Annotated in this window: 23 protein-coding genes and 1 tRNA gene; 15 read left to right on the plus strand and 9 right to left on the minus strand. The window is 65.8% G+C overall.

What is annotated here, in order from left to right:
- Positions 1-36 precede the first annotated feature (36 nt).
- Positions 37-999 carry a DMT family transporter gene (locus ACN0WF_RS11940; RefSeq protein WP_417773040.1) on the plus strand — a complete coding sequence of 321 codons (963 nt, stop codon included), beginning with the start codon at positions 37-39 and terminating at the stop codon, positions 997-999.
- A 10-nt stretch (positions 1000-1009) separates the two neighbouring features.
- Here ACN0WF_RS11940 and ACN0WF_RS11945 read toward each other — a convergent pair whose 3' ends face one another.
- From ACN0WF_RS11945 to ACN0WF_RS11960, 4 genes are all read right to left on the minus strand, one after another.
- Entirely contained in the window at positions 1010-1351 is a 342-nt protein-coding gene (locus ACN0WF_RS11945; RefSeq protein WP_417773041.1) for a YnfA family protein, read from the minus strand.
- A 25-nt stretch (positions 1352-1376) separates the two neighbouring features.
- Positions 1377-3584: a CHASE2 domain-containing protein gene (locus ACN0WF_RS11950; protein WP_417773042.1), complete on the minus strand. Its 2208-nt coding sequence runs from the start codon at positions 3582-3584 to the stop codon at positions 1377-1379.
- A 184-nt stretch (positions 3585-3768) separates the two neighbouring features.
- Positions 3769-4671 (minus strand): RNA polymerase sigma factor RpoH, encoded by a 903-nt coding sequence (gene rpoH / locus ACN0WF_RS11955; protein WP_417773043.1) that lies wholly within the window; start codon positions 4669-4671, stop codon positions 3769-3771.
- A 222-nt stretch (positions 4672-4893) separates the two neighbouring features.
- Positions 4894-5928, minus strand: coding sequence for an RluA family pseudouridine synthase (locus ACN0WF_RS11960; protein WP_417773044.1), 1035 nt, complete (start codon positions 5926-5928; stop codon positions 4894-4896).
- Between ACN0WF_RS11960 and ACN0WF_RS11965 the strand changes: the two genes are divergently transcribed.
- On the plus strand, positions 5927-6283 hold the full coding sequence (locus ACN0WF_RS11965; RefSeq protein WP_417773045.1) for a hypothetical protein: 357 nt from the start codon (positions 5927-5929) through the stop codon (positions 6281-6283). The genes ACN0WF_RS11960 and ACN0WF_RS11965 overlap by 2 nt on opposite strands.
- Positions 6284-6577: 294 nt before the next feature.
- Positions 6578-6653: transfer RNA gene (locus ACN0WF_RS11970), tRNA-Glu, on the plus strand.
- A 291-nt stretch (positions 6654-6944) separates the two neighbouring features.
- Here ACN0WF_RS11970 and ACN0WF_RS11975 read toward each other — a convergent pair.
- Together ACN0WF_RS11975 and ACN0WF_RS11980 are read right to left on the minus strand one after the other, a co-directional pair.
- Positions 6945-8297 (minus strand): hypothetical protein, encoded by a 1353-nt coding sequence (locus ACN0WF_RS11975; protein WP_417773046.1) that lies wholly within the window; start codon positions 8295-8297, stop codon positions 6945-6947.
- A 274-nt stretch (positions 8298-8571) separates the two neighbouring features.
- The gene (locus tag ACN0WF_RS11980; protein WP_417773047.1) at positions 8572-9198 is read right to left on the minus strand and encodes a DUF1134 domain-containing protein; all 627 of its coding nucleotides are present in this window, start codon (positions 9196-9198) and stop codon (positions 8572-8574) included.
- A gap of 280 nt (positions 9199-9478) precedes the next feature.
- On the opposite strand from ACN0WF_RS11980, the gene ACN0WF_RS11985 reads away from it, so the two are divergent.
- From ACN0WF_RS11985 to ACN0WF_RS12015, 7 genes are all read left to right on the plus strand, one after another.
- Positions 9479-9946 (plus strand): YHS domain-containing (seleno)protein, encoded by a 468-nt coding sequence (locus ACN0WF_RS11985; protein WP_417773048.1) that lies wholly within the window; start codon positions 9479-9481, stop codon positions 9944-9946.
- Positions 9947-10084: 138 nt separating this feature from the next.
- The gene (gene chpT, locus ACN0WF_RS11990; RefSeq protein ID WP_417773049.1) at positions 10085-10729 is read left to right on the plus strand and encodes a histidine phosphotransferase ChpT; all 645 of its coding nucleotides are present in this window, start codon (positions 10085-10087) and stop codon (positions 10727-10729) included.
- Positions 10730-10859: 130 nt separating this feature from the next.
- Entirely contained in the window at positions 10860-13634 is a 2775-nt protein-coding gene (locus ACN0WF_RS11995; RefSeq protein WP_417773050.1) for a hybrid sensor histidine kinase/response regulator, read from the plus strand.
- Complete coding sequence (locus ACN0WF_RS12000; RefSeq protein ID WP_417773051.1) at positions 13631-14110, plus strand: chemotaxis protein CheW; 480 nt, start codon at positions 13631-13633, stop codon at positions 14108-14110. The genes ACN0WF_RS11995 and ACN0WF_RS12000 overlap by 4 nt, the downstream gene beginning before the upstream one ends.
- 53 nt (positions 14111-14163) lie before the next feature.
- Entirely contained in the window at positions 14164-14529 is a 366-nt protein-coding gene (locus ACN0WF_RS12005; RefSeq protein WP_417773052.1) for a response regulator, read from the plus strand.
- 18 nt (positions 14530-14547) lie between these two features.
- Positions 14548-15759 (plus strand): protein-glutamate methylesterase/protein-glutamine glutaminase, encoded by a 1212-nt coding sequence (locus tag ACN0WF_RS12010; protein WP_417773053.1) that lies wholly within the window; start codon positions 14548-14550, stop codon positions 15757-15759.
- Entirely contained in the window at positions 15756-16625 is an 870-nt protein-coding gene (locus ACN0WF_RS12015) for a CheR family methyltransferase (protein WP_417773054.1), read from the plus strand. Before ACN0WF_RS12010 ends, ACN0WF_RS12015 begins: the two co-directional genes overlap by 4 nt.
- A gap of 90 nt (positions 16626-16715) precedes the next feature.
- Here ACN0WF_RS12015 and ACN0WF_RS12020 read toward each other — a convergent pair whose 3' ends face one another.
- Positions 16716-17405 (minus strand): GntR family transcriptional regulator, encoded by a 690-nt coding sequence (locus ACN0WF_RS12020; protein WP_417773055.1) that lies wholly within the window; start codon positions 17403-17405, stop codon positions 16716-16718.
- 116 nt (positions 17406-17521) lie between these two features.
- Between ACN0WF_RS12020 and ACN0WF_RS12025 the strand changes: the two genes are divergently transcribed.
- Positions 17522-18685 (plus strand): pyridoxal phosphate-dependent aminotransferase, encoded by a 1164-nt coding sequence (locus ACN0WF_RS12025; RefSeq protein WP_417773056.1) that lies wholly within the window; start codon positions 17522-17524, stop codon positions 18683-18685.
- A gap of 173 nt (positions 18686-18858) precedes the next feature.
- Here the strand turns inward: ACN0WF_RS12025 and ctrA are convergent, their stop codons facing one another.
- The gene (gene ctrA, locus ACN0WF_RS12030; RefSeq protein ID WP_417773057.1) at positions 18859-19548 is read right to left on the minus strand and encodes a response regulator transcription factor CtrA; all 690 of its coding nucleotides are present in this window, start codon (positions 19546-19548) and stop codon (positions 18859-18861) included.
- A 387-nt stretch (positions 19549-19935) separates the two neighbouring features.
- Here ctrA and fliI point away from each other — a divergent pair, with 387 nt between their 5' ends.
- From fliI to ACN0WF_RS12050, 4 genes are all read left to right on the plus strand, one after another.
- On the plus strand, positions 19936-21261 hold the full coding sequence (gene fliI, locus ACN0WF_RS12035) for a flagellar protein export ATPase FliI (RefSeq protein ID WP_417773058.1): 1326 nt from the start codon (positions 19936-19938) through the stop codon (positions 21259-21261).
- Between the two features lie 29 nt (positions 21262-21290).
- Positions 21291-21701 carry a flagellar export protein FliJ gene (fliJ, locus tag ACN0WF_RS12040; protein ID WP_417773059.1) on the plus strand — a complete coding sequence of 137 codons (411 nt, stop codon included), beginning with the start codon at positions 21291-21293 and terminating at the stop codon, positions 21699-21701.
- Between the two features lie 173 nt (positions 21702-21874).
- Entirely contained in the window at positions 21875-22324 is a 450-nt protein-coding gene (locus tag ACN0WF_RS12045) for an acetyltransferase (protein ID WP_417773060.1), read from the plus strand.
- An 82-nt stretch (positions 22325-22406) separates the two neighbouring features.
- Positions 22407-22841, plus strand: coding sequence for a paraquat-inducible protein A (locus ACN0WF_RS12050; RefSeq protein WP_417773061.1), 435 nt, complete (start codon positions 22407-22409; stop codon positions 22839-22841).
- Between the two features lie 31 nt (positions 22842-22872).
- On the opposite strand, the gene ACN0WF_RS12055 is transcribed toward ACN0WF_RS12050, so the two are convergent.
- The gene (locus ACN0WF_RS12055) at positions 22873-23961 is read right to left on the minus strand and encodes a DUF2336 domain-containing protein (protein WP_417773062.1); all 1089 of its coding nucleotides are present in this window, start codon (positions 23959-23961) and stop codon (positions 22873-22875) included.
- Positions 23962-24150: the final 189 nt, after the last annotated feature.

A 24150-nucleotide genomic window follows, 5' to 3' on the forward strand; every position in this document is an offset into this window, starting at 1 on the left:
TCGGCGGAGCGACGCCCCAAGACCGGAAATGTTTCCATGACACTGCGAAACTGGCTTTTGCTGCTGACCCTGTCGGTCATTTGGGGAGCGACGTTTCCTGTCGCCAAATACGCGGTGGCGGAGATCCCGCCGCTGGTTCTGACCTTCTTGCGGGTATTTCTCGCCGCGCTGTGTCTGCACCTTGTGCTGATCGTGCGCGGCATCCGCTTTCCGGTGACGCCGCGCCTGTTCGCCGCCTTCTGCCTGATGGGGCTTCTCAACAACGCCATTCCCTTCTCGCTGATCTTCTGGGGGCAGACGGTGCTGCCGGCGAGCCTCGCCTCGATCCTCAACGCCACCACGCCGATCTTCACCGTGCTCGTCGCCGCGCTGCTCTTTCGCCAGGAGAAGCTGGCTGCCCACCGTGTGGCCGGGATCGTTCTCGGCTTTGCCGGCGTCGCGGTGCTGCTTCTTCCCGGCATGGATGGCGCGGTGCTTGAGGGCTTCAGCGGGGCGCCGCTGTGGGCGGAGGCGCTGTGCCTGGGCGCGGCGCTGTCCTACGCCTTCGCCGCCTCCTTCGCGCGGGTCTTCCGGGGCATGCCGGTGCTGGTTTCCGCCGCCGGTCAGCTCACAGGCTCCAGCCTGCTGATGCTGCCGCTCGCCGTGCTGCAGGGCACGGGCGCGCTGAGTTGGGGGGCAGCGGACACGATGTCGTGGGATCCGGCGGCGACCGGCCTCGTCGCATGGGTTTGCGTGATCGCCCTCGGCGTCGCCTGTACCGCACTGGCCTATCTGATCTACTTCCGCCTGCTGATGGACGCGGGCGCGACCAACGCCTCGCTCGTCACCCTGCTCATTCCGGTTTCGGCCTGTCTCATCGGCATTTCGGTTCTGGGCGAACGCCTCGAGATGCCGCAGGTGGCGGGCATGGCGCTGTTGCTGCTCGGCCTTGTCGTGCTCGACGGTCGTGCACTTGCCTTCGCCTCTCGGCAGCGGCGGTCGCCCTCCGCGCGCGGCTAGGTCGCAAACCTCAGACAGGCGTTCTTGGCGCGGCGAGAATGACCGCTGCACCGAGAACGCACAGGGCGGCCCCGGCAGCGTCCCAGCGGTCCGGGCGGATGCCCTCCACGGCCCACATCCAGACCAGCGAACTGGCGATATAGACGCCGCCGTAGGCGGCGAACGCCCGGCCGGCGGCGGAGCTTTCCACGAGCGTCAGCAGGAAGGCGAAGAGGGCAAGCGACAGGCAGCCGGGCACCAGCCACCACGCCGGCTTGTCGAGCCTGAGCCATGCCCAGAAGGCGAAGCATCCGGCGATTTCGGCAAGTGCCGCACCGAGATAGACGGCAGCGGTGAGGGCGGTTGTCTGCATGGTCTCCTCGCGCTCGTGGAGCGGTTCACGCCGGCGCGGCGACGGCCATCGCGTCGATGCGCTCGGCGAAGCGGTCGTAGAAGTCGTGAAGCGCCGCCGGGGCGAGGGCGCGGCAGCTGGCCAGTCCGGCAAGGGCCCGTGCCACGTCGTTCGCGTCGATGGCGTCGACGAGCCTGGCATGCGCGTCGGCCAGCGTCTTGAAGGCCTCGGTCGCCGCGTGGTCGGCGTCGCCAACCAGGGCGAAAAGCTTGATCGGCGTGGTCTTTCCCTTCAGCGGGATCGCGCCCGCCTCCAGGAAGGCGAAGTCGGCGGCGGCGCGGGCGGTGTCCTCGGACACGACGCAGTCGGCGCCCACCGCCTTGCAGCTCGATTCGATCCGCGCCGCCACGTTCACCGCATCGCCGATCACCGAATAGTTGAAACGGCGGTCGGAGCCCATGTTGCCGACGCAGGCCTCGCCGGTGTTGAGGCCGACGCCGATCCGGACCGTCTGGGTTGCAAGCCCGCGGGCGCGGAAGCGGAAGGCGTCGGCTTCGTTGAGCCTGTCGACGGTGCGCACCATGTCGAGCGCGGTGCGGCAGGCCAGGCGGGCATGGTCGGCCACGTCCATGGGGGCGTTCCAGAATGCCATGATGCTGTCGCCGATGTATTTGTCGATGGTGCCCTCGCGTTGCTGGATCTCTTCCGACAGGGGCGAGAGCAGCGCGTTGAGAAAAGCGACGAGGTCGGTCGGCGTGAGCTGTTCGGAAATCGGTGTGAAGCCGCGCACGTCCATGAACAGGATCGTCATGTCGCGCATCTCGCCGCCGAGCTTCAGTCCGTCTGGCGAGGCTTCCAGCCGCTTGACCATCTCGGGCGCGAGATACTGGCCGAAGGCGGCGCGCACGAAGCGCTTCTCCCGCTCTGTCAGGAAGTAGAGCAGGGCGGTCGCCGCCGCGTAGACGACGAAGAGATTGACGGCGGTTGGATAGATCGGGTCGAGCAGCAGGCCCTGGTTCCTGAAGAAATGGATGGCGCCGCCGTAGAGGATCGCGGCGAGGATACCGCCGATGGCCGCCGCCCAGATCGCGCCGAAGGCGAGCACGAGGCCGATCACCGCAAGGCCGAGCAGGAAAGTGGCGATGATCTCGGCCCCATCGGCCCAGTCGGGCCGGGACAGGAAATCGCCGGAGAGGATCTGCTCCAGCGCCTGGGCGTGGATCGAGACACCCGGCACCAGCTCGCCGAGCGGTGTGGCGCGGATATCGTAGAGCCCGACCGAGGAGGTGCCGACGAGGATGATCCGCCCCTCGATGAGCGGTGCGATTGCGGCGCGCTTTTGCGGATCGAGCACATCGGCGGCCGAGACGTAGCGGTCGGCGCGGTCGGCGTTGAAATAGACCCAGAATTCACCGCGTTCCGTTGTCGGAAAGGGGAAGTCTCCGACCTTGATGTCGGTGACCTTCGGGGGCCCGACGCCGATCTCGCCGCTGGCGTCGGAGGTGCGCACGATGAAGCCGCTCGCCCCCTGCGCCACCCTGAGGGCCTCCATGGCCAGGCTCGGGTAGACCCTGGTTCCGTCGGTGAAGAGCATCGGCACCCGGCGCACGATGCCCTCGGTGTCGCGGGCAGACAGGCTCACCGCGCCGTTGCCGGCCGCTGCCGCCTCGAGCACGGGCAGGCTCGTCAGGGTCGATGCGAAGGCGGGCAGTGCGTCGGTCGGGTCGCTGCCGGCAAAGGCGGTGCCGGCCTTGAGCGCGGGCGTCGAGCCGCCGTCGCCGGACAGGACCGCATAGCCGAGAACGACGGGGGCACCGGCAATCGCCCTGGCAAAGACCTCGTCCGTGTCGGGCAGGCTTTTGGCGAGGGCATCGGGAAGTTCCGTGCCGGTCGCGCCCTCGCGGGTCAGCTCCGGCAGATAGCGGTGCGGTGACAGGCGGTCGGGCTCGGCGAAGATCACGTCATAGGCGATGGACGCGGCCCCCATTCCGGCAAGGGCAGTGGTCAGTTCGCCGAGCCTGTCGCGGCGCCAGGGCCACTGGCCAAACTTCGCCAGGCTCTTTTCGTCGATGTCGACGATGCGCACCGGATAGTCGGCCTCGGTGCGCGGCCACAGGCGCTGGTAACCGTCGAAGCCGAGCAGGCGGATGGAGGTGACGAAGCCCGGATCAAAGGCGCGCAGTCCGGTGACGAAGACGAGGAAGAAGCCGGCCACGAGGCCGATCAGAAGCCGCTTGCGCCGCGTGATCCGCATGTTTCCCCCGGCCGGTTCCAAGGCCTTCCCGCACTCCGGCCGGAGGGCTCCCCGTCGGCGGCTTCAGGGTAGGCAATGGTTGCGGGCCACGCAAGCAGACCCGCGCGCCTGGCGTGGCGGCCTGGCGCGACGGGGCATGCCGGCGGCAAGCCGGCTTGCTGTCGCGTTGCCCGGTTCGGCGCGCTCAGCTCGGCGCGGCAAGCTCGGCCGGGCGCCGATCCAGCTCCCGGGCGCTCTTCTGCACGGCCTTTTGCACCTTTTCGAAGGCGCGAACCTCGATCTGGCGGACGCGCTCGCGGCTGACGCCGAACTCGGTGGAGAGGTCCTCCAGCGTCATCGGGTCTTCCGAGAGGCGGCGGGCCTCGAAGATCCGCCGCTCGCGCTCGTTGAGGACGTCCAGCGCCTCTCCCAGCATCTTGCGGCGCTGGCCGAGTTCTTCCTGTTCGGCAACGATCTTTTCCTGGTTGTCGCTCTCGTCGACGAGCCAGTCCTGCCATTCGCCGCTGTCGGCCTCGGCGCGGATCGGGGCATTGAGCGAGGCGTCGCCGGCCAGGCGCCGGTTCATCGAGATGACCTCCTTCTCGCTGACGCCAAGTTTCGTCGCGATTTCAGAGACCTGCTCCGGCTTCAGGTCGCCCTCCTCGAGCGCCTGCAGCTTGCCCTTGAGGCGGCGAAGGTTGAAGAACAGGCGCTTCTGGTTGGCGGTCGTACCCATCTTCACCAGCGACCAGGAGCGCAGGATGTACTCCTGGATCGAGGCCTTGATCCACCACATGGCGTAGGTCGCGAGGCGAAAGCCCTTGTCGGGCTCGAAGCGCTTGACCGCCTGCATCAGGCCGACGTTGCCCTCCGATACGACTTCGGAAATCGGCAGGCCGTAGCCGCGATATCCCATGGCGATCTTGGCGACGAGACGCAGGTGCGACGTCACCAGACGCTCGGCCGCGGCCGGGTCGTCATGCTCCTTGTAGCGCTTGGCGAGCATGTATTCTTCTTGCGGTTCCAGCATCGGGAACCGACGGATCTCGTCGAGATAGCGGCTCAGGCCGCCTTCTCCGGAACTCAGGGCCGGAATGTTCTGGGCCATGACTGCACCCCTTCCTTGCTTCGGCCCACGCGATTGCGGCTTCCTCCCTCCCCGGGAGCGAAGTGCCTGCGTCAGGGCCTGACGATCCCTCCGGCACCGTCGGTCGCGTTGTTTCGCGGCGAAAGGTGCCCTCGTCGGGCATCCGAAAACCGGCGCCCTGTCGGCGCGCCGGTCTCCCAATATAGGGATGAAAGCGACAAAAACACGGCCTGAATTTCGAAATTATGTCGCGGGAATTGCCCGAATTGCAGCGAGAAGGGTCGCCAGATCGTCGGGCAGCGGGCTCTCGAAGCGAAGCGTCTCGCCGGTCTCGGGGTGAGCGAAGGCGAGCAGGCCGGCGTGAAGCGCCTGCCGGGGGAAGGCATCGACGGTCGCGCGGATATCCTCGGGCAGGCGTGCCGACTTGGTGCGGAAATGCGCGCCATAGTCCTGGTCGCCGATCAGCGGGTGGCCGATGTGGGCCATGTGGACGCGGATCTGGTGGGTCCGGCCGGTTTCCAGCCGGCAGGCGAGCAGCGAGGCCAGAGGCGGCGCGTCCGGCGCGCCGAAGCGTTCGCGGACCTGCCAGTGGGTAATGGCGTTGCGTCCGGAGTTGGCGCCGACGACGGCGATCTTCTGCCGATTGGCCGAGGAGCGGGCGAGATTGGCCTCCACTGTCCCCTTCAGGCGCGAGGGCGCGCCCCAGACGAGGGCGGTGTATTCCCGCTCCAGCGGGCCAGTGCGGCCGTGGTCGGCGAATTGCGCCGACAGCACCTTGTGCGCCGCGTCGGTCTTGGCGACGACGAGCAGGCCGCTGGTGTCCTTGTCGATGCGGTGGACGATGCCCGGCCGCTTCACGCCGCCGATGCCGGACAGGCTGTCACCGCAGTGGAACAGCAGCGCGTTGACCAGCGTGCCGGCCCAGTTGCCCGGACCGGGATGAACGACCAGCCCGGCGGGCTTGTCGATGACGATCAGGTGCTCGTCCTCGAAGACGACGGAAAGCGGGATGTCTTCGGCTTCGGGCTCCGCCGGCTCGGGCGCGGGAAGCTCCAGAACCAGTGTTTCGCCCGCGTTGACCCGGTATTTTGGCTCGACTATGGTCCGCCCGTCGACGCCGACCTGGCCCGCGCGGATGAGGGACTGGATGCGGCTGCGGCTCAGATCCTCCACATGGCGGGCAAGACAGGCATCGAGACGGCCTCCGGCCTCGTCGGCCCCGACCGTGATCTCGCTCCGCCCGGCGTTCGGGCTTTCTTCTTCAATGGATATCGACATGACACACCCGGACCTGGACGACGATCGCGACAAAGAACCGCCGCTCGATCCGGCGGCGCAGAGATTGCAGGCCAAGCTCAAGCGTCTGCTCGCCATTTCGAGCCTCGTGATGGGGCTCGGCTTCGTCGCGGTGTTCGCCGCGATCCTCTACAAGCTGAATGAGGGCGGCGCACGTCCGGACGGCGCCGGTATAGCGGCAACCATCGTTCTCGACAAGGACGAGCGCGTCGAGGGGCTCGCCATGCAGGACGGACGCATGGTGCTTCTGGTCAAGCGCGGCGAGGCTGCCCGCCTCGTCTATCTCGATCCGGCCACCGGACAGGTGCTCGGCGAGACAACCTTCGTCTCGCGCTAGGCGACGATGCGATTCCGGTTCGGGGCGCGCGTCGCCCCGAACGCCACGCCAAATGACGCCCCGTGTGTCGCAAGTGCGTTTTCCCGGGTTATCCACTGCCGTTGCGGCCTTCTTTCGAGGCGCTGCCACGCGGCAAGGGAGGGGCGGAAATGGCGGATCCGCGCGGCTTCGCCCGGGCTCTTCCTCGCGGTCCCCGGGCAGCCGGCAAAAAAGTCGACAAATTTCCGTTCGACGGGCTTGCAATCCCCTAAGGCAGGGGTTAGACACCGGCCTCGTTACCAACGACCTGCCGGCGCCCCCATCGTCTAGCGGTCTAGGACGCTGCCCTCTCACGGCAGAAACAGGGGTTCGAGTCCCCTTGGGGGTACCATTTTTATTCCAGCGCCATGCGCTGTGAAGCGCGGTCGCGTACGCTTCCCAGGAACTGACATCCCTGCGGCGCGCAAACAGCGGGTCCGTCGGCGTATGACCTTCGCGCACGTGTTGGAACGTCTCATCAAATCATGAGCTTGGCCTGATCGACCAGCGTTTCGCGCGCGGTCGCTTTGCCGTATCGCGGTGCCGTTCTCCGTCAGGCCGTGAAGGCTTCGGACCAGGACGATCTGGGTCGTGACGGTCTCAGGTCGCTGCGATGTCAGGCGGAGAACACCAGCGTGGTTGCTTATTTCTCGCTGGCGCTGCTGCGCCGCGAGGGCTGTGCCGGGCCCGGCAGGATCGGTGCCTGGGGCTGCTGCGAGCGCGCGTTCGCATCCGCCTTCATCCGTCCGCGCGCGGCGCGGATGCGCGCTGCGAGCGATTGCGTGCGCTCGCCGGTCTCTTGGGTGCCGTCGCCGCGTGCGGCCCGCTCCTGAGGCTTTTCTGGTGTCTCAGGCGCCGCCGATGTCGCGTCCCCGGTTTTCCCGGCCTTGGCCGCTTCCTCAATCTCAACCTCAACCTCCGGCTCGGCGACGGCGTCGCGGGGGAGGAAGGCGTTCGCGTCCTGGGCCGAAGTGGCTTCGACGGCGGAAGGTGTTTCCGCCAGCGTGGAGAGATCCTCGTCGGTGCCGATGGCGGCGACGACGCCGGCCGCGAGTTCGGCAAGCTGATCGCGCAGCGCGCGCATGTCGTCGTTGCCGTAGAGTTCGGCGCGCAGGCGGGCGTTGTCGGTCTCGAGTCTGCGGGTGCGGTCGAGAACGCCGGCGGCCGATCCGCCGTCCCCGGCCTCGCCATCGTGTTCCGCCTGCTGTTCGGCAAGGATCGACAGGCGGGCGATTTCGGCCTGGGCGGCGACAAGTTTCGATTCCGCCGCGAAAAGCCGGTCATCCCGGTCACGCATGCCCTTGCGCATGCGGGCGAGGTCCTCGCTTCCGCGTGGCTGCTCGCCGGTGTCGGTGGCGCGATCGGCCGAGCGCTGGGCGCGCTCCAACTGGCGCTTGAGGGCCTCGATCTCGGTCTCGAGACCGGAAACGGCGGAGCGATGCGCGGTGCGCTCCGCTTCCCGGGCCGCCTCGATCTGTGCCGTGTCGGGAGACTGGTCGCTAATGCCCTCACCGGCCACGGAGGGGGCTTCAGGCGGGCGGGCGGTTTCCTCGGCCGCGGACACGAGGCGCTGCACCGTGCGTTCCAGCTCGCGGATGCGGGCCCTGGCGCGGGCCAGGGCTTCCTCATGGTCTGCCATCTCGCGGCGCAGGGTGTCTTCGCGCGCCATCGCCTCCGAAAGCGCCTGCTCGCGGGCGCCAAACTCCTTGCGAAGATCGCTGGCGACATGCTCCGCCCGGTCGCGGGCGATGCGGTTTTCGGCGGCGCTGCGTTGCAGCCGCTCCACGCCGGCCTCGAGCCGCCGGTACTCGACGGCGTGGGCGGCGCGCAGCGCGCCGATTTCGGCGCGGGTCTCCGCGTGGGTCATCGGGCTGGTTGCCTCGACGGCGCGGCGCGTCAGGCGTACGGCGCGGCGCCAGATGGAAGGCATGATCGCGATGGCCAGAAGACCGGCGATGCAAAACCCGAGCGCCACATACATCGCCGCTTCGATCAAGACGGTTCACCACTTTCTGCAGGATCGTGCAAGATCCGCCCCGTCCGCCATCGCTCCAGCACTTGTGCGCGGGCGGCAGCGGCAAGGGCAGGACGGGCGGAAAAGCCCCGTGCAAGACACCTTACGGTTCCCGCCCTTGCTTACCTGACGCGGGCGCGCGCGCCAAGCCGGCAGGCCGTATCCTGTCGTTTTTTCGGAGGCTGCGGCCTGGCAGCCACGCCACGGGGGCACCAGTGGCGGTCCCTCGCGGCGTGGCGGATCCCGGCCTTGCGGCTCAGAACGGGTTCCAGGTGGGCTGCTCGGTGAACTTCAGATAACCGACGTTGACGCCGAGACGGGCGCCCAGTCCGGCCCGCACCGGAACCACGTAGATGTCGTGGTTCGACAGCACCGTCATGCCGAAGCCGCCGATCAGATAGGCCGAGCCGTTGACGCCGACATAGCGACGGTACATGGCCGACGTATCGGGCAGATTGTAGATCAGCATCATCACCCGGGCGCCGTCGCCGCCGATGTCCCAGCCGAGCGAGGGACCCTGCCAGAACACCTTGTGGGTGCCGGCGTTGCGGGTGAAGAGCTGGCCCTCGCCGTAGCGCGCGCCGGCGATGATCGCGCCGGAGCCTTCCTCGCCGAGCACATAGCCGTTCGGCTGCCCGTACTGCTGCACGGCACGCTCGATGACGGAGGCGAGGCCGCCCGACACTTGGCCGAAGAAATGGTGGCCGGCGTTGACCAGCTCGCCCTGACTGTATTGCTCGGGAGCCTGCTGCGCGCGGGCGGCGGGGGCGGCCGCGAGCACGAGAAGGGAAACAAGAAGCGCAAGCGACAGCGCCACCCAGGGCGCCGGGCCGGCATTGCGCCGCATTGCCGCGACAGACGAGACTGCTCGTTTGGAACTCATGTGGTCAGGTCCTTCCCGCTTGCTGACGTTCAATCGCGTGACGCTTGCCGCACCAGCGTCACGCTTCCCGTTCCGGTGCGTTGCGCGGCCCGTCCGGCCGCCTTCCCGCGCTCCCCGTGCGGATCCGCTGGAAACGTGCCGGCAAGACCGCCCGTCAGGAATTGCCGCGGTTGCGGCTGCGGGCGAATTGAAGGCACAGTCGATCCGATGCGGAGGCGGGACTGATTCGGTGTCAGAGTGTAAGAGAAATCGGAAGACATTGTGGAGGCCGCGCGGCGACGTGCAGGCACCGCGTATTTCCGTAGCGTTCGTGATGCTTGTACTGGCGTTGACCGCCTGCGCGTCCGTCGCGCCCGCCAGGGCTCTCGACTATGCCACCGACCCGATGCGCGGCTATGCGCTCGACGGGCGCGACCCGGTTGCCTATTTCACCGAGCACCGGGCGGTCGCGGGCAACGAGAAACTCTATTATTCGTGGCGCGGCACGAACTGGCTGTTTCGCAACGAAGGCAACCAGGCGGCCTTCGTGAAGGCGCCGCACGTCTATGCGCCGGCCTTCACCGGCTGCGATCCCCACGCGCTCGCGCAAGGGTTTGCCGTTGACGGAAATCCGGGGATCTTCGCCCTGTTCGACGGCAGGCTTTTGATCTTTCATTCCGACATCAACCGGTTCCTCTTCCTGGCCGACCCGGACGAGAGCTGGCGGGTGGCGGAGGACAAGGCCGAGCGGCTGGGCTGCATCCCGTGACGGCGCGCGAGACGGCTGGCCACGAGAGCGTGCCCCGTCGTGCCCGTCGATGCCTTGGCAGCGCCGAATCCCGGGTGTAACGCTTTTTCACGGCCTGCGAATCGCGCTGGCCGACGCCAGCTTCTCGAGGACGACCGAATGACCTCCATCGACGATCTCAGCGCCCTGGATCTCGCCGCCCTTGTCGCCAGCCGGGTATGTCACGACATCATCTCTCCGGTGGGAGCGATCACCAACGGGCTTGAAGTGCTCGACGAGGAGAATGGCGAGGACATGAAGGAATTCGCCATGGACCTGATCCGCAAGAGCGCGCGGCAGGCCTCGGCGAAGCTCCAGTTCGCCCGCCTTGCCTTCGGCGCCGCCGGATCGGCCGGCGCGGAGATCGACCTTGGCGACGCCCATTCGGTGGCCGCCGGTTTCCTTGCCAATGAAAAGGCCGACATCGCCTGGGAAGTGCCGCGCCTGCTCATGGCGAAGAACCGGGTCAAGCTGCTGCTCAACCTGATCCTGCTCGCCAACCAGTGTGTGCCGCGCGGCGGCCTGATCACCGTCTCGATGACGGGCGAGGCGTCCAATCCGACTTTCGAGTTGAAAGTAACGGGATCTACAACCAAGGTTCCTTCGCTTGTTCTTGACCTAACGTCCGGCCGCGAGCCGGAGAGGATCGATGCACACACGGTGCAGCCGGTTTATACGATCCTTCTTGCACGCGAGTCGGGCATGAATTTAGAAGTCATTAAGCAAGATGACGGAGTAAGAATTACTGCGACCGCTAAAGACTGAACTCGTTGCAGCCTTGCTGGAAAGATTTCAGCCTATCTTAACAGTTTGACGCTCATTGTTCGACGAACGGGATGGGGATCCGGGTGCAGGCCCGGGTCTAGTACCAGTAACCAGTCGGGTGAGCGTTGCCATGGACGACCTGCTTAGCGAGTTCCTTACAGAAACGAACGAGAGCCTCGATGTCGTAGACGTCGAGCTTGTGAAGTTCGAACAAGAACCTAACAACGCGAAGATCCTCGATAACGTCTTCCGTCTGGTTCACACCATCAAGGGGACCTGCGGGTTCCTCGGACTTCCCCGTCTCGAAGCGCTGGCGCATGCCGGCGAGACGCTGATGGGCAAGTTCCGCGACGGCGCCTCGGTGACCCAGGAAGCGGTTTCGCTCATCCTGTGCTCCATCGATCGCATCAAGGAGATCCTTGCCGATCTCGAGGCGTCCGGCGGCACCGAGCCCGAGGGCAGCGACGACGATCTCATCTCCGAACTCGAGCGCATGTCGCTGTCGGCAGTGACCGGCGACGCGGCTGTCGCCAAGGCGGCCGAGGCCGCTGAGAAGGAGGCTGCGGCCGAGACGGTCGAACAGTCTCTCGAGCGCCCTCTGCGTGTGGGTGAGGTGTCTCTCGACGAACTCGAGCGGGCGTTCCGCGAGGCCGAGGTCGAGGTCGACCTTCCGGTCGGCGCGGAGCCCGATGTCGCGGCCGAGTCGATGCCGGCTCCCGTGGCCGCCGCGGCTGCCGCCGCAGCCGTCGCCGCGGTCAAGGAAGAGGTGAAAGCCGCTTCCAAGCCGGTCGCCAAGGAAAAGGAGCCGGAGGAGAAGGGCGAGAAGAAAGCGTCCGTTTCCAGCCAGTCGATCCGCGTTGCGGTCGAGACGCTCGAACATCTGATGACGATGGTGTCGGAGCTGGTGCTGACGCGAAACCAGCTTCTCGAGATCTCCCGCCGGCACGAGGATTCCGAATTCAAGGTTCCGCTGCAGCGCCTTTCCAACGTGACCGCCGAGCTGCAGGAAGGCGTCATGAAGACGCGCATGCAGCCGATCGGCAACGCCTGGCAGAAGCTGCCGCGTATCGTGCGCGATCTCAGCCAGGAGCTGGACAAGCCTATCGAGCTGGAGATGATCGGCGCCGATACGGAGCTTGATCGCCAGGTTCTGGAGCTGATCAAGGATCCGCTCACCCACATGATCCGCAACTCCGCCGACCACGGTCTGGAGATGCCGGTCGACCGCCGCGCGGCCGGAAAGACGGAAAAGGGCACGATCACCCTTTCCGCCTATCATGAGGGCGGCCACATCATCATCGAGGTCAAGGACGACGGCCGCGGCATCGACGTGGACCGGGTCAAGGCCAAGGTTCTCGAGCGCGGCCTCGCTGGCGAGGCCGAACTGGAGAAGATGACGGATCAGCAGATCCACAAGTTCATCTTCCACGCCGGCTTCTCGACGGCGGCCAACATCACCAGCGTGTCCGGCCGTGGCGTCGGCATGGATGTGGTGCGCAACAACGTCGAGCTCATCGGCGGCTCGATCGACCTGCGCTCGGTTCCGGGGCGCGGCTCGAGCTTCATCATCAAGATCCCGCTGACGCTCGCCATCGTCTCGGCGCTGATCGTCGAGGCCGGGGGCGACCGCTTCGCCATCCCGCAGCTTTCGGTGGTCGAACTGGTGCGGGTGCAGACCAACTCGGAGCATCGCATCGAGCGCATCAAGGACACACCGGTCCTGCGCCTGCGCAACAAGCTGCTGCCGCTCGTCCACATGTCGCACCTGCTTGGCTTCGACAGCCCGGATGCCGGCACGGATATCGATGACGACACCGGCTTCATCGTGGTGATGCAGGTCGGTAGCCAGACCTTCGGCGTGGTCGTCGACGGGGTGTTCCACACCGAGGAAATCGTCGTCAAGCCGATGTCCTCCATGCTGCGCAACCTGACCATGTTCTCCGGCAACACCATCCTCGGTGATGGCGCGGTGATCATGATCATCGATCCCAACGGCGTCGCCTCGGCCATGGCAAGCCATGCCTCCAGCGTGGTCGCGGAGACCGAGCGCAAGGAAATCGAAGAGGCGATCACCGCATCGCTCGACGGCCAGAGCAGCGTCTCGATGCTTCTCTTCCGTGCCGGTTCGCCGGAGCCCAAGGCCGTGCCGCTGTCGCTGGTCACGCGTCTGGAGGAGTTCGAGGTCTCCAAGATCGAGCATTCCAACGGCCGCGACCTGGTCCAGTACCGCGGTGCGCTGATGCCGCTGGTCTACATCGATCCGATGCAGACCCGCCGCGGCGAGGGCACCCAGCCGATGCTGGTCTTCTCGGATGCGGGCCGCTCCATGGGCCTCGTGGTCGACGAGATCGTCGACATCGTCGAGGACCGGATGAACATCGAGGTCGGTTCCGACCGGCCGGGGGTCCTCGGGTCCGCGGTCATCAAGGAGCGCGCCACGGAGATCATCGATCTGGGCTACTACCTGCCGCAGGCCTTCGAGGACTGGTTCATGCGCAAGGAGATGGACATCTCCGCGCTGACCAAGAAGGTGCTGCTGGTCGACGACAGCGCGTTCTTCCGCAACATGCTGACGCCGGTGCTCAAGGCGGCCGGCTACGATGTGACCGCGGTGACGGGCGCCCGTCAGGCCTTCGATCTGCTGGAGAATGGCGACATGTTCCACGCCATCGTCAGCGACATCGAGATGCCGGAAATCAACGGCTTCGAGCTTTGCGAGTCCCTGCGGCGCGACCCGCGCTTCCGCAAGATCCCGATCCTGGCGCTTTCGGCGGTCGTCTCGCCGGCCTCGATCGAACGCGGACGCCAGGCCGGCTTCGACGACTATGTCGCGAAGTTCGACCGTCCGGGCCTGATCGCCTCGCTCAAGGATATGTTCTCCGGTGAATTGGAGATTGCGGCATGAAACACAATGACAACATCTCGGCCGCCGCGGCAGACACGATCCAGTATGTGACCGTGTTCATCGGCGGGCAGCTTTTCGGACTTCCCATCTCCCAGGTGCACGATGTCTTCGTGCCGGAGAGCGTGACACGGGTGCCGCTTGCGGCACCCGAGGTTGCCGGTGTCCTCAACCTGCGCGGCCGCATCGTCACGGCGATCGACATGCGCAAGCGCCTGCACCTGCCGAACCGCGACGAGAATGCGCAGGTGATGGCGGTCGGCATCGAACACAAGGGCGAGAGCTACGGTCTGGTGATCGACAAGGTCGGTGAGGTGCTGCGCCTTTCCAACGAATCGCAGGAGCCGAACCCCTCCAACCTGGACAAGCGCTGGGCGGAAATCTCCGGCGGCGTGCACAGGCTGGATGGCAAGCTGATGATCATTCTCGACATTGGTCGCCTGTTCGGCGTCATGTTCGAGCCGATGGCCGCGGCCTGACCATCGGTCCGTTGTTCTGACTTGCCGGAAGACGGCACTCGGGAGCAAGCAAGATGAAACACTGCCTCGTCGTCGATGACTCCAGCGTGATCCGCAAGGTCGCCCGCAGAATTCTCGAAGACCTTTCCTTCGAGATCTCCGAGGCCGAGAACGGCCTCAAGGCCCTTGAGGCCTGTCGCAAGCGGATGCCCGACGCCATTCTTCTCGACTGGAACATGCCCGAGATGGACGGCCTCGAGTTCCTTCTGTCGCTTCGTAAGGAAGAGGGCGGCGAAACGCCGATCGTGGTGTTCTGCACCACGGAGAATGACGTCGCCCACATTACCAAGGCGATCCGTGCCGGGGCCAATGAGTACATCATGAAGCCGTTCGACAAGGACATCGTGGAAGCCAAATTCCAGGAAGCCGGGCTTCTCTAGGACACGGGGCCAAAAGGCATGATCGTTCAATCTCCGGCGCGCCCCACTGGCGGCGCGTCACAGCTGGATTGCGTCCGCGTCATGGTCGTGGATGACTCCGTTGTCATTCGTGGCCTGCTCAGCCGCTGGATCGAGGAAGATCCGGCCCTGAAGCTGGTCGCCTCCCACCGCAACGGCCGGCTCGCCGTCGAAGACATCGAGCGTTCCGATCCGGACGTGGTGGTGCTCGACATCGAAATGCCGGAGATGGATGGCCTCACCGCGCTTCCGCTCATGCTGAAGAAGAAGCGCGATCTGATCGTCGTCATGGCCTCGACGCTGACCCGCCGCAACGCGGAAGTCAGCCTCAAGGCCCTCTCTCTGGGCGCTCAGGACTATGTCCCCAAGCCCGAGAGCCAGAGCCAGATCTCGACCTCGATCGACTTCCGGCGGGAGCTCATCGAGAAGGTCAAGGCGCTCGGCCATCGCAAGGTGCGCATGCGCACCACGGGCCGGACGATGAGAGCCTCGACCACTGCCGGCCAGACGACCGCGCAGCCCCCGGTTTCTCGCCTGGCATCCGCCCAGGCCGGCTACACAAGACTTGCCGCACAGCCCTCGGCCGCCGCAGCGGCCGGCATCATCACGCGCTCCTATTCGAGCGTTCGTGCCCGGGTGCTTGCCATCGGCTCGTCGACCGGTGGTCCGCAGGCGCTGCAGCAGCTCTTTACCGATATCGGCAGCGCGATCGGCGATGTTCCGGTGCTGGTGACCCAGCACATGCCGCCGACCTTCACTGCCATTCTCGCCGAACACCTGGCCAAGGCGTCCGGGCGTCCGGCGCGCGAAGCGGAGAACGGCGAAGTGCTCAAGCCCGGCCATATCTACGTCGCGCCGGGCGGATTGCACATGGTGGTCGAAAAGGAGGGAACCAATACGGTCGCCCGACTGCTCGACACGCCGCCCATCAATTTCTGCAAGCCTGCCGTCGATCCGATGTTCGACAGCGTGTCCAAGGTCTTCGGCTCCGCGACGCTTGCCGTCGTGCTGACCGGGATGGGCCACGATGGTGCGGTCGGCGTGCGCACGATTGCCGCCGGTGGCGGCAGCGTGATCGCCCAGGACGAAGCCTCGAGCGTCGTCTGGGGCATGCCAGGTGCAGCTGCCAATACCGGCCAGTGCAGCGACATCCTGCCGATTTCCCGGATCGGTCCGAAAGTTGCCGGATTGCTGAGTGGAGGCTCCAGGTGATTGCGTCCCAATTCGAATTCCTGCGGCAGTATCTGAAGACCCAGTCCGGTCTCGTGATCACGCCGGAGAAGCAGTACCTGGTGGAAAGCCGCCTTCTGCCTGTGGCACGCCGTCATGGCCTGCCGGGGCTGTCGGAGCTGGTCCAGGCCATGCAGCGTCCCGGCGCCAGCCAGATCGCCAGCGACGTCGTCGAGGCGATGACCACGAACGAGTCGTTCTTCTTCCGCGACAACACGCCGTTCCAGCACTTCCGTGAGGTCATGGTTCCGGCCATGCTCAAGGCGCGTGCCGACCGGCGCTCGGTGCGGATCTGGTGCGCGGCCGCCTCCACCGGCCAGGAGCCCTATTCGCTGGCCATCTGCCTGAAGGAGATGGCGCAGAAGATCGGTGGCTTCCGCTTCGAGATCATCGGCACCGACCTGTCGAACGAGGTGCTCGAGAAGGCGCGCAACGGCATCTACAGCCAGTTTGAGGTGCAGCGCGGCCTGCCGATCCAGATGCTGCTCAAGTACTTCACACAGAAGGGCGATCTCTGGCAGGTCAACCCGGACATCCGTTCCATGGTGCAGTGGCGCAAGCTGAACCTGCTCGAGAACTTCTCCTCGCTCGGCACGTTCGACATCGTCTTCTGCCGCAACGTGCTGATCTATTTCGACCAGCCGACCAAGATCGGGGTTCTTCAGAAGATCTCCAAGCAGATGGCGCCGGACAGCTATCTTGTGCTGGGCGCGGCGGAAACGGTTGTCGGCCTTACCGATGCGTTCCGTCCGGTCAAGGACCTGCGCGGTCTCTACCAGCCGTCCGCTGCCGCCGGGGCCGGCGGTGCGCCGCTGACCGCGCGCTCGCGCTTTCAGGTTGCCGGCTGAGGCGGATCTTCCGCTCGATCGCAAACGATCCAAGGGGCCTCGCCGATCCGGCGGGGCCCTTTTTTGTTGGCCGGATCTGCCGGCTGGCCGTCACGTCGTGGCTGCGGCCTCGGCGCGGAATGTATCGAGCAACATCTTTCCCGCATCGCGCACATGGTCGGCAAGCAGCGCCTCGGCGCGGGCGCTGTCGCGGGCGCGGCAGGCATCGAGCAAGGCGCGGTGCTCGCGGTTGGAACGGTCCGAATAGTCGAGCCGGCGGATGGCGATCTTGAGGTAGCGATCCGCCGCGTCGTTCAAGAGGGCGATGTGGGCGAGCAGGCGCGGGCGGGCACAGGCCTCGTAGAGCGTCAGATGAAACGCCTTGTTGAGGCGCCCGAACTCGGACAGCGACGCGCTCTCGAGCTCGTTCTGGATCACGGCCGCTCTGTCGATGCGGCTGTTTGAAAGCTCGGGAATGGCCAGGCGCAGCGCCATCGTCTCCACCATCGCGCGCATCTCGTAGATTTCGTTCAGATCATCGAGATCGATGGGCGCGACGGCCGCGCCGCGGTTGCGCACCATCTCGACGAACCCCTCCGCCTGCAGGATGCGAAGAGCCTCGCGCACGGGCATCCGGCTCGTGCCGAAGAGGGCGGCGAGCTGCTCCTGGCGCAACGGCGCGCCGGCCGCCAGCTCCCCGCCGATGATGCGCTCGCGCAAACGGTCGGCAATCGCCCGGGTCTGGTCGTCGCCCCCGGAGCGCGAAGGCTGACCGGTCGCGCCGGTCGAACTGCTTGCCAAGATCTCCGTCTCCCGCATGTCCGCAGGCCCTGCCAGAAGCTCCGCCTGCGCCGTTTGACAGGGCTCTATCATTTTCGTATTCATAATTGCAAATTGGATCCAATATAGGTGATGCGATGACAGTTTCGAGATTGCGCGACATTCCGGGCATCAATGTTGACAAGATGGGCAATGCCGCCGACGCCATCGGCGACCCGGACATGCTGCGTCTGGAGAATCTGGACACGGACATCGCTCCGCCGCCGGCGGCGGTCGCGGCGACGCTCGCGGCGGTGACCCGCGACGCGGCCAACAGCTATCTGCCCTTCCTTGGCATCCATGAACTGCGCCGAGCGGCGGCCGCGCGGGTTTCCGCCGACACTGGCGTCACCTTCGATCCGGAAAGCCAGTGCATTGTTTCAGCCGGTGGGTTGAGCGGCGTCCTCAACGCGCTGCTGGCGGTTCTGGAGCCCGGCGACGAGGTGATCATCACCGACCCGGCCTATGCGGGCCTTTTGAACCGCATCCGCCTCGCCGGCGGCGTACCCAGGCTCGTGCCGCTCGTCGTCAGGGACGGAGGCTGGCGGCTCGATCTCGACGCGCTGGCGGCCGCGCGCGGACCCCGGACGCGGGCGATCCTGACAATGAGCCCGTCGATGCCATCGGGCATCGTTCACAGCCGCGAGGAATGGCAGGCGATCTGCGATCTTGCCGTGGCGGCGGATGCCTGGCTCATCCATGACGCCGCCATGGAGCGCATTCTCTACTCGGATCAGCCGATGCTGCACCCGCTTCACTTCGACGGTATGGCGCAGCGCACGATCACCGTCGGCAGCGTCTCCAAGGAATACCGCATGATCGGCTGGCGGGTCGGCTGGATCCTCGGTCCGGCGGGGATCATCAACGACATTGGCCTCGTCAGCCTGAGCAATGTGGTCTGCCAGGTCGGTATCGCCATGCCGGGCGCGGCGGCAGCACTGACAAGCGCGGACGACGGCATCCAGGGGGCGGTGGCAGCCTGGCGCGGGCGGCGCGATCTCATCCTGAGGGAACTTGCCGACCTGCCCGTCATCAGGCCGGACGGCGGCTGGTCGCTGCTGATCGATACGGTGGCGCTCGATCTGGCGCCGACGCGGGCGTCGGAACTGCTGCTGGAGCGTGGTGGCATCGCGGCGACGCCAATGACCGGCTGGGGGGAGGCGGCGTGCGCCGGGCGCTACCTGCGTTTCGTCTTCGCCAACGAGCCGGAGGCGCGGCTGACCGGCATCCGCGAGCGGGTGCGGCGGGCCTGGGCGCTCTGAGAGAGAGCGGCTTTGCCCTTCATTCGGTCGATGCGCAGTGGCGTATAAACGCGAAAAAGCCCCGCTTTGGCGGGGCTTTAACACGTCCGGCGGGGACAGCCGGTCAGGGACGGTCGCGCGAGCTCCCGACCCGGCCGGTGACGGCCGGTGTCAGGCAGTCCGGTCGACCTGTCTCAGGCGGCCTTTTCCTCGGGCTCGCGCAACACATAGCCGCGGCCCCAGACCGTCTCGATGTAGTTCTTGCCCGCGGTCGCGGCTGCAAGCTTCTTGCGCAGCTTGCAGATGAAGACGTCGATGATCTTCAGCTCGGGCTCGTCCATGCCGCCGTAGAGATGGTTCAGGAACATCTCCTTGGTCAGCGTGGTGCCCTTGCGCAGCGAAAGGAGCTCCAGCATCTGGTACTCCTTGCCGGTCAGGTGGACGCGCTGGCCAGCGACCTCGACAGTCTTGGTGTCGAGATTGACGACCAGATCGCCCGTCGTGATGACCGACTGGGCATGACCCTTGGACCGGCGGACGATCGCATGGATGCGCGCGACCAGTTCGTCCTTGTGGAACGGCTTGGTCATGTAGTCGTCGGCGCCAAAGCCGAGACCGCGCACCTTGTCCTCGATGCCGGCAAGACCCGAGAGGATCAGGATCGGCGTCTTCACCTTGGAGACGCGCAATGTCCTGAGAACCTCGTAGCCCGACATGTCGGGCAGGTTCAGGTCAAGCATGATAATATCGTAATCATAGAGTTTGCCGAGGTCGATACCCTCCTCGCCAAGATCCGTTGTGTAAACGTTGAAGTTTTCAGACTTCAACATCAACTCGATGCTCTGCGCCGTGGCGCTGTCATCCTCGATCAACAGGACACGCATACCAATCCCCTTTGTTTGCCTATCCTGGGCAAGACGCGCCGGTGGTAACGCCTTCCGGTGCGAAGGACTGCGATTAACCTCGACTCACTGTGTGAGACAATGGTTAACAAATTCTGATTCACACCTGCAAGCACCGATGAGACAAGGTTGGAAATCTTTTCCAACAACCTGAAAAACCTGCGGAAATCCTGTCCGTAAATTCTTCAAGTTTCACATTAATAAGCCGCATCAAACGACTCAAGTGACTCAATCTCTACGCCGGTCACGGTTCCCAGGACGGCTCACCATCCAGAAATCCCTCACGATTAGGATTAACCAAACTCGTAAATGATAGGTTACCGTAACGCCGATTTCGCAATCGCGTCTTAAGGGAGTGTTGAGGGTCGCATGGAGCCATTGTTCGCGGAGCTCGAGGCATTGATGTCGGCGGAGATCTACGGTCGCGTGGTGTCCGTGCAGGGATTGCTGCTGGAAGTGGCCGGCCCAATTCACGAAATGAGTGTCGGCGCGCTGCTGGCGGTGGAAAGCGGGGAAGGCGGCGCGCCGGTCTTTGCCGAGGTCGTCGGCTTCCGCGAGGGGCGGGCGCTGTGCATGCCTTTCGCCGGTCTCGAGGGCGTGCGCATGGGCTGCCGGGCGGTGCTGGCCTCGCGCGAGAGCCTTTCCCATCCCTGCGAGGGCTGGCTCGGGCGCGTGATCAACGCCATGGGTGATCCCATCGACGGGCGCGGCCCGCTGCCGAGCGGCGGCGTGGCGCGGCGCCTGCGTTCAACGCCGCCGCCGGCCAACGAGCGCGGCCGCGTGGGGCCGCCGCTCGACCTGGGCATTCGCGCTCTCAACACGTTCGTCACCTGCTGCCTGGGGCAGCGGATGGGCATCTTCGCCGGTTCGGGTGTCGGCAAGTCGGTGCTGATGTCGATGATCGCGCGCAACATGGCCGCCGATGTCGCCGTGATCGGCCTTATCGGCGAGCGCGGCCGCGAGGTGCAGGAGTTCATCGAGGACGACCTGGGAGAGGAGGGGCTTGCCCGCTCCGTCGTGGTGGTGGCGACCTCGGACGAGAGCGTGCTGATGCGCCGCCAGGCGGCCTATCTGACGATGACGGTGGCGGAGCATTTCCGCGACGACGGCAAGAATGTCATGTGTATGATGGATTCGGTGACCCGTTTCGCCATGGCGCAGCGCGAGATCGGATTGTCCATCGGCGAGCCGCCGACCTCCAAGGGCTATACGCCGACGGTGTTCACCGAGTTGCCCAAGCTGCTGGAGCGCGCCGGCCCGGGCCGCGGCGGCGTCGGTTCGATCACCGGGCTGTTCACGGTGCTGGTGGAGGGCGACAACCACAACGAGCCGGTGGCGGATGCGGTGCGCGGCATTCTCGACGGCCATATCGTCATGGAGCGGGCCATCGCGGAGCGCGGCCGCTATCCGGCGATCAACGTCTTGAAGTCCGTGTCGCGCACCATGCCGCGCTGCGTGCCGGAGGCGGCGGTGCCGGTGCTGCGCAAGGCCAAGGCGCTGATGGCGACCTATTCCGACATGGAGGAACTGATCCGCCTGGGTGCCTACAAGCGCGGCTCCGATGCGCTGGTGGACGAGGCCATCCGCCGCCATGACCCGCTGGAGACCTTTCTGGGGCAGGGCAAGGGAGAGGCGACGTCGCTGTCGGCGGGCTATCTCGAACTTGCCAACCTTTTGGAAATGACTCTCGGATAGCGTGTTTGCGGTAGAGGGAGTTTTGAGTAATGAAGTCGCGTGAGAGTCTCATTCGTCTGAAGCAGTTCCAGGTCGACGAACGTCGCCGGCAACTGGCGCAGATCGAATCGATGATCGACGAATTCAAGCGCATGGCGCAGGAACTCGACGATCAGATCGTCTCGGAGCAGCAGCGCGTCGGCATCACCGACGTGGGCCATTTCGCCTATCCGACCTTCGCCAAGGCCGCGGCGCAGCGTCGCGACAATCTGCTGAATTCCGCCGAGGAACTGAACGGGCAGCTCGAGGCGGCCCGCGAGGACCTGCGTGCCGCGCTGGAGGAGCTCAAGAAATTCGAGCTTCTCGAGGAGCGCGACCAGATGCGCGATCGCAACGAGCGCGAGGCGGCCGAGCAGGAAGAACTCGATGAGATCGCCGGACGTCGTCAGGTGCAGTCCTGAAAGGATGACCCGGACGTCGACCCCTGAACCGCCGGTCCGCGCTTTGGACCGGTGACGCCGTCGGCCAGGCGCGATTCCGGCCGAGTTGCTTTCCCCCAAATTCCCAGCATCTGGACATTGGCCGCCGCGCGCCGCGGTTGCCATTGCAGCTTGCGCGTGGGATCAAGCCCGCCATGTGGACGATCAGACATTCCGAATCGGGCGACGCGCCGCTGGCCATCGAGATCTGGCGCCGGTCGGTCGATGCGACCCATGACTTTCTCGCCCCCGAAGACCGGGCGGAGATCGAGGAGATGGTGCGCGGTTTCCTGCCCGAAGTACCCCTGACCTTCGCCGAGGCGGAGGACGGGCGTGCCGCGGGCTTCATGGTGCTGAGCGAAGGGCATCTCGAGGCGCTGTTCATCGACCCGCAGATGCGCGGACGCGGTGTGGGGCGGGCCCTCGTGGAACACGCGCTTTCCCGGTTTCCCGCGTTGCTGACGGATGTCAACGAGCAGAACGCCCAGGCTGTCGGCTTCTATGAGCGTATGGGCTTTTCGGTTGTCGACCGATCGCCGCGCGACGACCAGGGCAGGCCCTATCCGCTCCTGCACCTGCGGCACGGCGCCGCCGCGCGCGGCTGAGATCCCCGGACCTGACGAAGACATGTGGCGCCGGGTACGCGTCGCCCCTATGTTCGCTTCGCGTTCCAATCGGAGACTTCGCTTGCGCCGCCTGTTCCTGTCGCTCCTGCTGCCGGTCGCCACGGCTGCCTTCGTGCTCGGGCTGATCCTTCCGCTCATGGAGCTCGAACGGCTCTATGTGTTCACCGACCGGCCGAGCCTGCTGCAGTTGCTGCAGGGGCTTTGGAGCGATGGCGAGACGTGGCTGGCAGCGGTCGTCGCCCTGTTCTCGGTGATCTTCCCGGCAGCCAAGATCGTGGCGCTGCACGTTGCCGTCGTCTCAGAGCGCTCCGGCTTCGCGCTGACGCTGCTGCATGCGCTCGGCAAGTGGTCGATGATGGACGTGATGCTGGTCGCGCTTGTCATCTTCGCCGCGAAAACAAGCGGCTTCGCCAGCGCCGCGACGCTGCCGGGTCTGTGGTGCTACGGCGCCGCGGTGGTCGCCAGCGCGCTCTCGGCCGCCCTGGCGCGGCGCTGACGTGCCGCCGGCGGACGGGCGGAGAGAACCGTCACGAAAGACTGGCGTCGGGGGGTTCGGTCCCCGGGGAAGGGGCGTTTTTCGAGGCGCCGCCGTCGGCGTTCGTGTCGGCATTCCGGCTTTGGCGATAGGCTGACAGCCAGCGCACGGCCTGGCTCTCCGGCAGGCGAAGGTGCTTGCAGCGCAGATGGGCGAGGCCGAGGAACACCTGGTCGGTGGTCTCCGCCCGCAACGCCAATGCGATCATGTCCTCGATGCCAGCCTGGAAGATGGCGTGCTGCACGGTCTTGAGCGGCGTCTCGGTCTTGCGGCCAAGAATCTGGAAGGCGTCATTGATCCGTCCCTCAGCCAGCAGCACCAGGATCATCGAGCCGAAACGGTAGTCGCCACGCTCGACCAACCGCCATATCTCGTCCACGTCCGTCGTCTCGAGGAAGATCGAGAACCGGCGTTGCAGATCCTGGCGTATCTCCTCGGGTGCCGTCAGGTCGCGGGGGTCCGTGCCGGCCATCACCGCCTCGAGACGCAGGCGGGTCGCGGCGTTGACGTGGGGGATCAGCCACTCGCAGATGAGCGGCGTCAGGTCGGGCCGTTCGCTCATGCGCTCGCGCAGCGGGGCGTCGGAGAGGGAGCGTTTCGCCAGCGTCCGCAGTGCCCAGTCGGACAGCGGGCTCTGGACGTTGCCGGCGACGGCGCGCCAGACTTGGGGCGAGCCGCGCTCAACCAGCGTGTCGGACACCCGGCACGGCATGCCGACGCGCTTGGCGATGGAGGTCAGGTGCGACTGCGGCATGCGCCGGGCAAGCTTCAGCAGATCGGCCTCGTTGAGGCTCGGGCTTAGCTCGAGCATGGGCGCGGCGATGGTGATGTCGTCGCAGGCGAGCCGATAGGCCACCTTGTTGGGCGTGTCGCTCCAGGGGGCGATGCGCCGCGAAAGGCGTGCGCGCTCCTCGCGGCCGGAGTTGTCGAGAAGCTTCAGGATGATATCGCAGTAGAGTTCGAGTTCCGCGTCCGTGTGCCGGCCAACGCGGTCCAGAAAGATGTCGGCGACGCGCTGCAGCAATCGGCCGCGCGCTTCGGGGGATGGATTTCTGGCTAGCTTCAGCAATGCTTCGAGCATCGTGGGCCTTCGTCGTTCGCTCCCGAGCGTATCATTTTCATTGTTACCAAGGTGTTGCAATGAATGCTCAAATTCTCTCGCAAGAGAAACTGGCGCGGGACATGTCAGTTGTCGCGAGGCGCAATCCATGGCAAGCACGGCAGGGTGCACGGTCGGATCGATTGCTTTTCCCAAGACGACCCCGTGCGA

The sequence above is a fragment of the Stappia sp. genome (genome assembly GCF_048268045.1).
Taxonomy (GTDB): Bacteria; Pseudomonadota; Alphaproteobacteria; order Rhizobiales; family Stappiaceae; genus Stappia.

What these genes read in the sequence shown, in the direction of transcription:
- ACN0WF_RS11940 (WP_417773040.1), top strand. Translation starts at nt 37, where the DNA reads ATGACACTGCGAAACTGGCTTTTGCTGCTGACCCTGTCGGTCATTTGG.
- ACN0WF_RS11945 (WP_417773041.1), bottom strand. Translation starts at nt 1,351, where the DNA reads ATGCAGACAACCGCCCTCACCGCTGCCGTCTATCTCGGTGCGGCACTT.
- ACN0WF_RS11950 (WP_417773042.1), bottom strand. Translation starts at nt 3,584, where the DNA reads ATGCGGATCACGCGGCGCAAGCGGCTTCTGATCGGCCTCGTGGCCGGC.
- rpoH (WP_417773043.1), bottom strand. Translation starts at nt 4,671, where the DNA reads ATGGCCCAGAACATTCCGGCCCTGAGTTCCGGAGAAGGCGGCCTGAGC.
- ACN0WF_RS11965 (WP_417773045.1), top strand. Translation starts at nt 5,927, where the DNA reads ATGACACACCCGGACCTGGACGACGATCGCGACAAAGAACCGCCGCTC.
- ACN0WF_RS11960 (WP_417773044.1), bottom strand. Translation starts at nt 5,928, where the DNA reads ATGTCGATATCCATTGAAGAAGAAAGCCCGAACGCCGGGCGGAGCGAG.
- ACN0WF_RS11980 (WP_417773047.1), bottom strand. Translation starts at nt 9,198, where the DNA reads ATGAGTTCCAAACGAGCAGTCTCGTCTGTCGCGGCAATGCGGCGCAAT.
- chpT (WP_417773049.1), top strand. Translation starts at nt 10,085, where the DNA reads ATGACCTCCATCGACGATCTCAGCGCCCTGGATCTCGCCGCCCTTGTC.
- ACN0WF_RS11995 (WP_417773050.1), top strand. Translation starts at nt 10,860, where the DNA reads ATGGACGACCTGCTTAGCGAGTTCCTTACAGAAACGAACGAGAGCCTC.
- ACN0WF_RS12000 (WP_417773051.1), top strand. Translation starts at nt 13,631, where the DNA reads ATGAAACACAATGACAACATCTCGGCCGCCGCGGCAGACACGATCCAG.
- ACN0WF_RS12005 (WP_417773052.1), top strand. Translation starts at nt 14,164, where the DNA reads ATGAAACACTGCCTCGTCGTCGATGACTCCAGCGTGATCCGCAAGGTC.
- ACN0WF_RS12010 (WP_417773053.1), top strand. Translation starts at nt 14,548, where the DNA reads ATGATCGTTCAATCTCCGGCGCGCCCCACTGGCGGCGCGTCACAGCTG.
- ACN0WF_RS12025 (WP_417773056.1), top strand. Translation starts at nt 17,522, where the DNA reads ATGACAGTTTCGAGATTGCGCGACATTCCGGGCATCAATGTTGACAAG.
- ctrA (WP_417773057.1), bottom strand. Translation starts at nt 19,548, where the DNA reads ATGCGTGTCCTGTTGATCGAGGATGACAGCGCCACGGCGCAGAGCATC.
- fliI (WP_417773058.1), top strand. Translation starts at nt 19,936, where the DNA reads ATGGAGCCATTGTTCGCGGAGCTCGAGGCATTGATGTCGGCGGAGATC.
- fliJ (WP_417773059.1), top strand. Translation starts at nt 21,291, where the DNA reads ATGAAGTCGCGTGAGAGTCTCATTCGTCTGAAGCAGTTCCAGGTCGAC.
- ACN0WF_RS12045 (WP_417773060.1), top strand. Translation starts at nt 21,875, where the DNA reads ATGTGGACGATCAGACATTCCGAATCGGGCGACGCGCCGCTGGCCATC.
- ACN0WF_RS12055 (WP_417773062.1), bottom strand. Translation starts at nt 23,961, where the DNA reads ATGCTCGAAGCATTGCTGAAGCTAGCCAGAAATCCATCCCCCGAAGCG.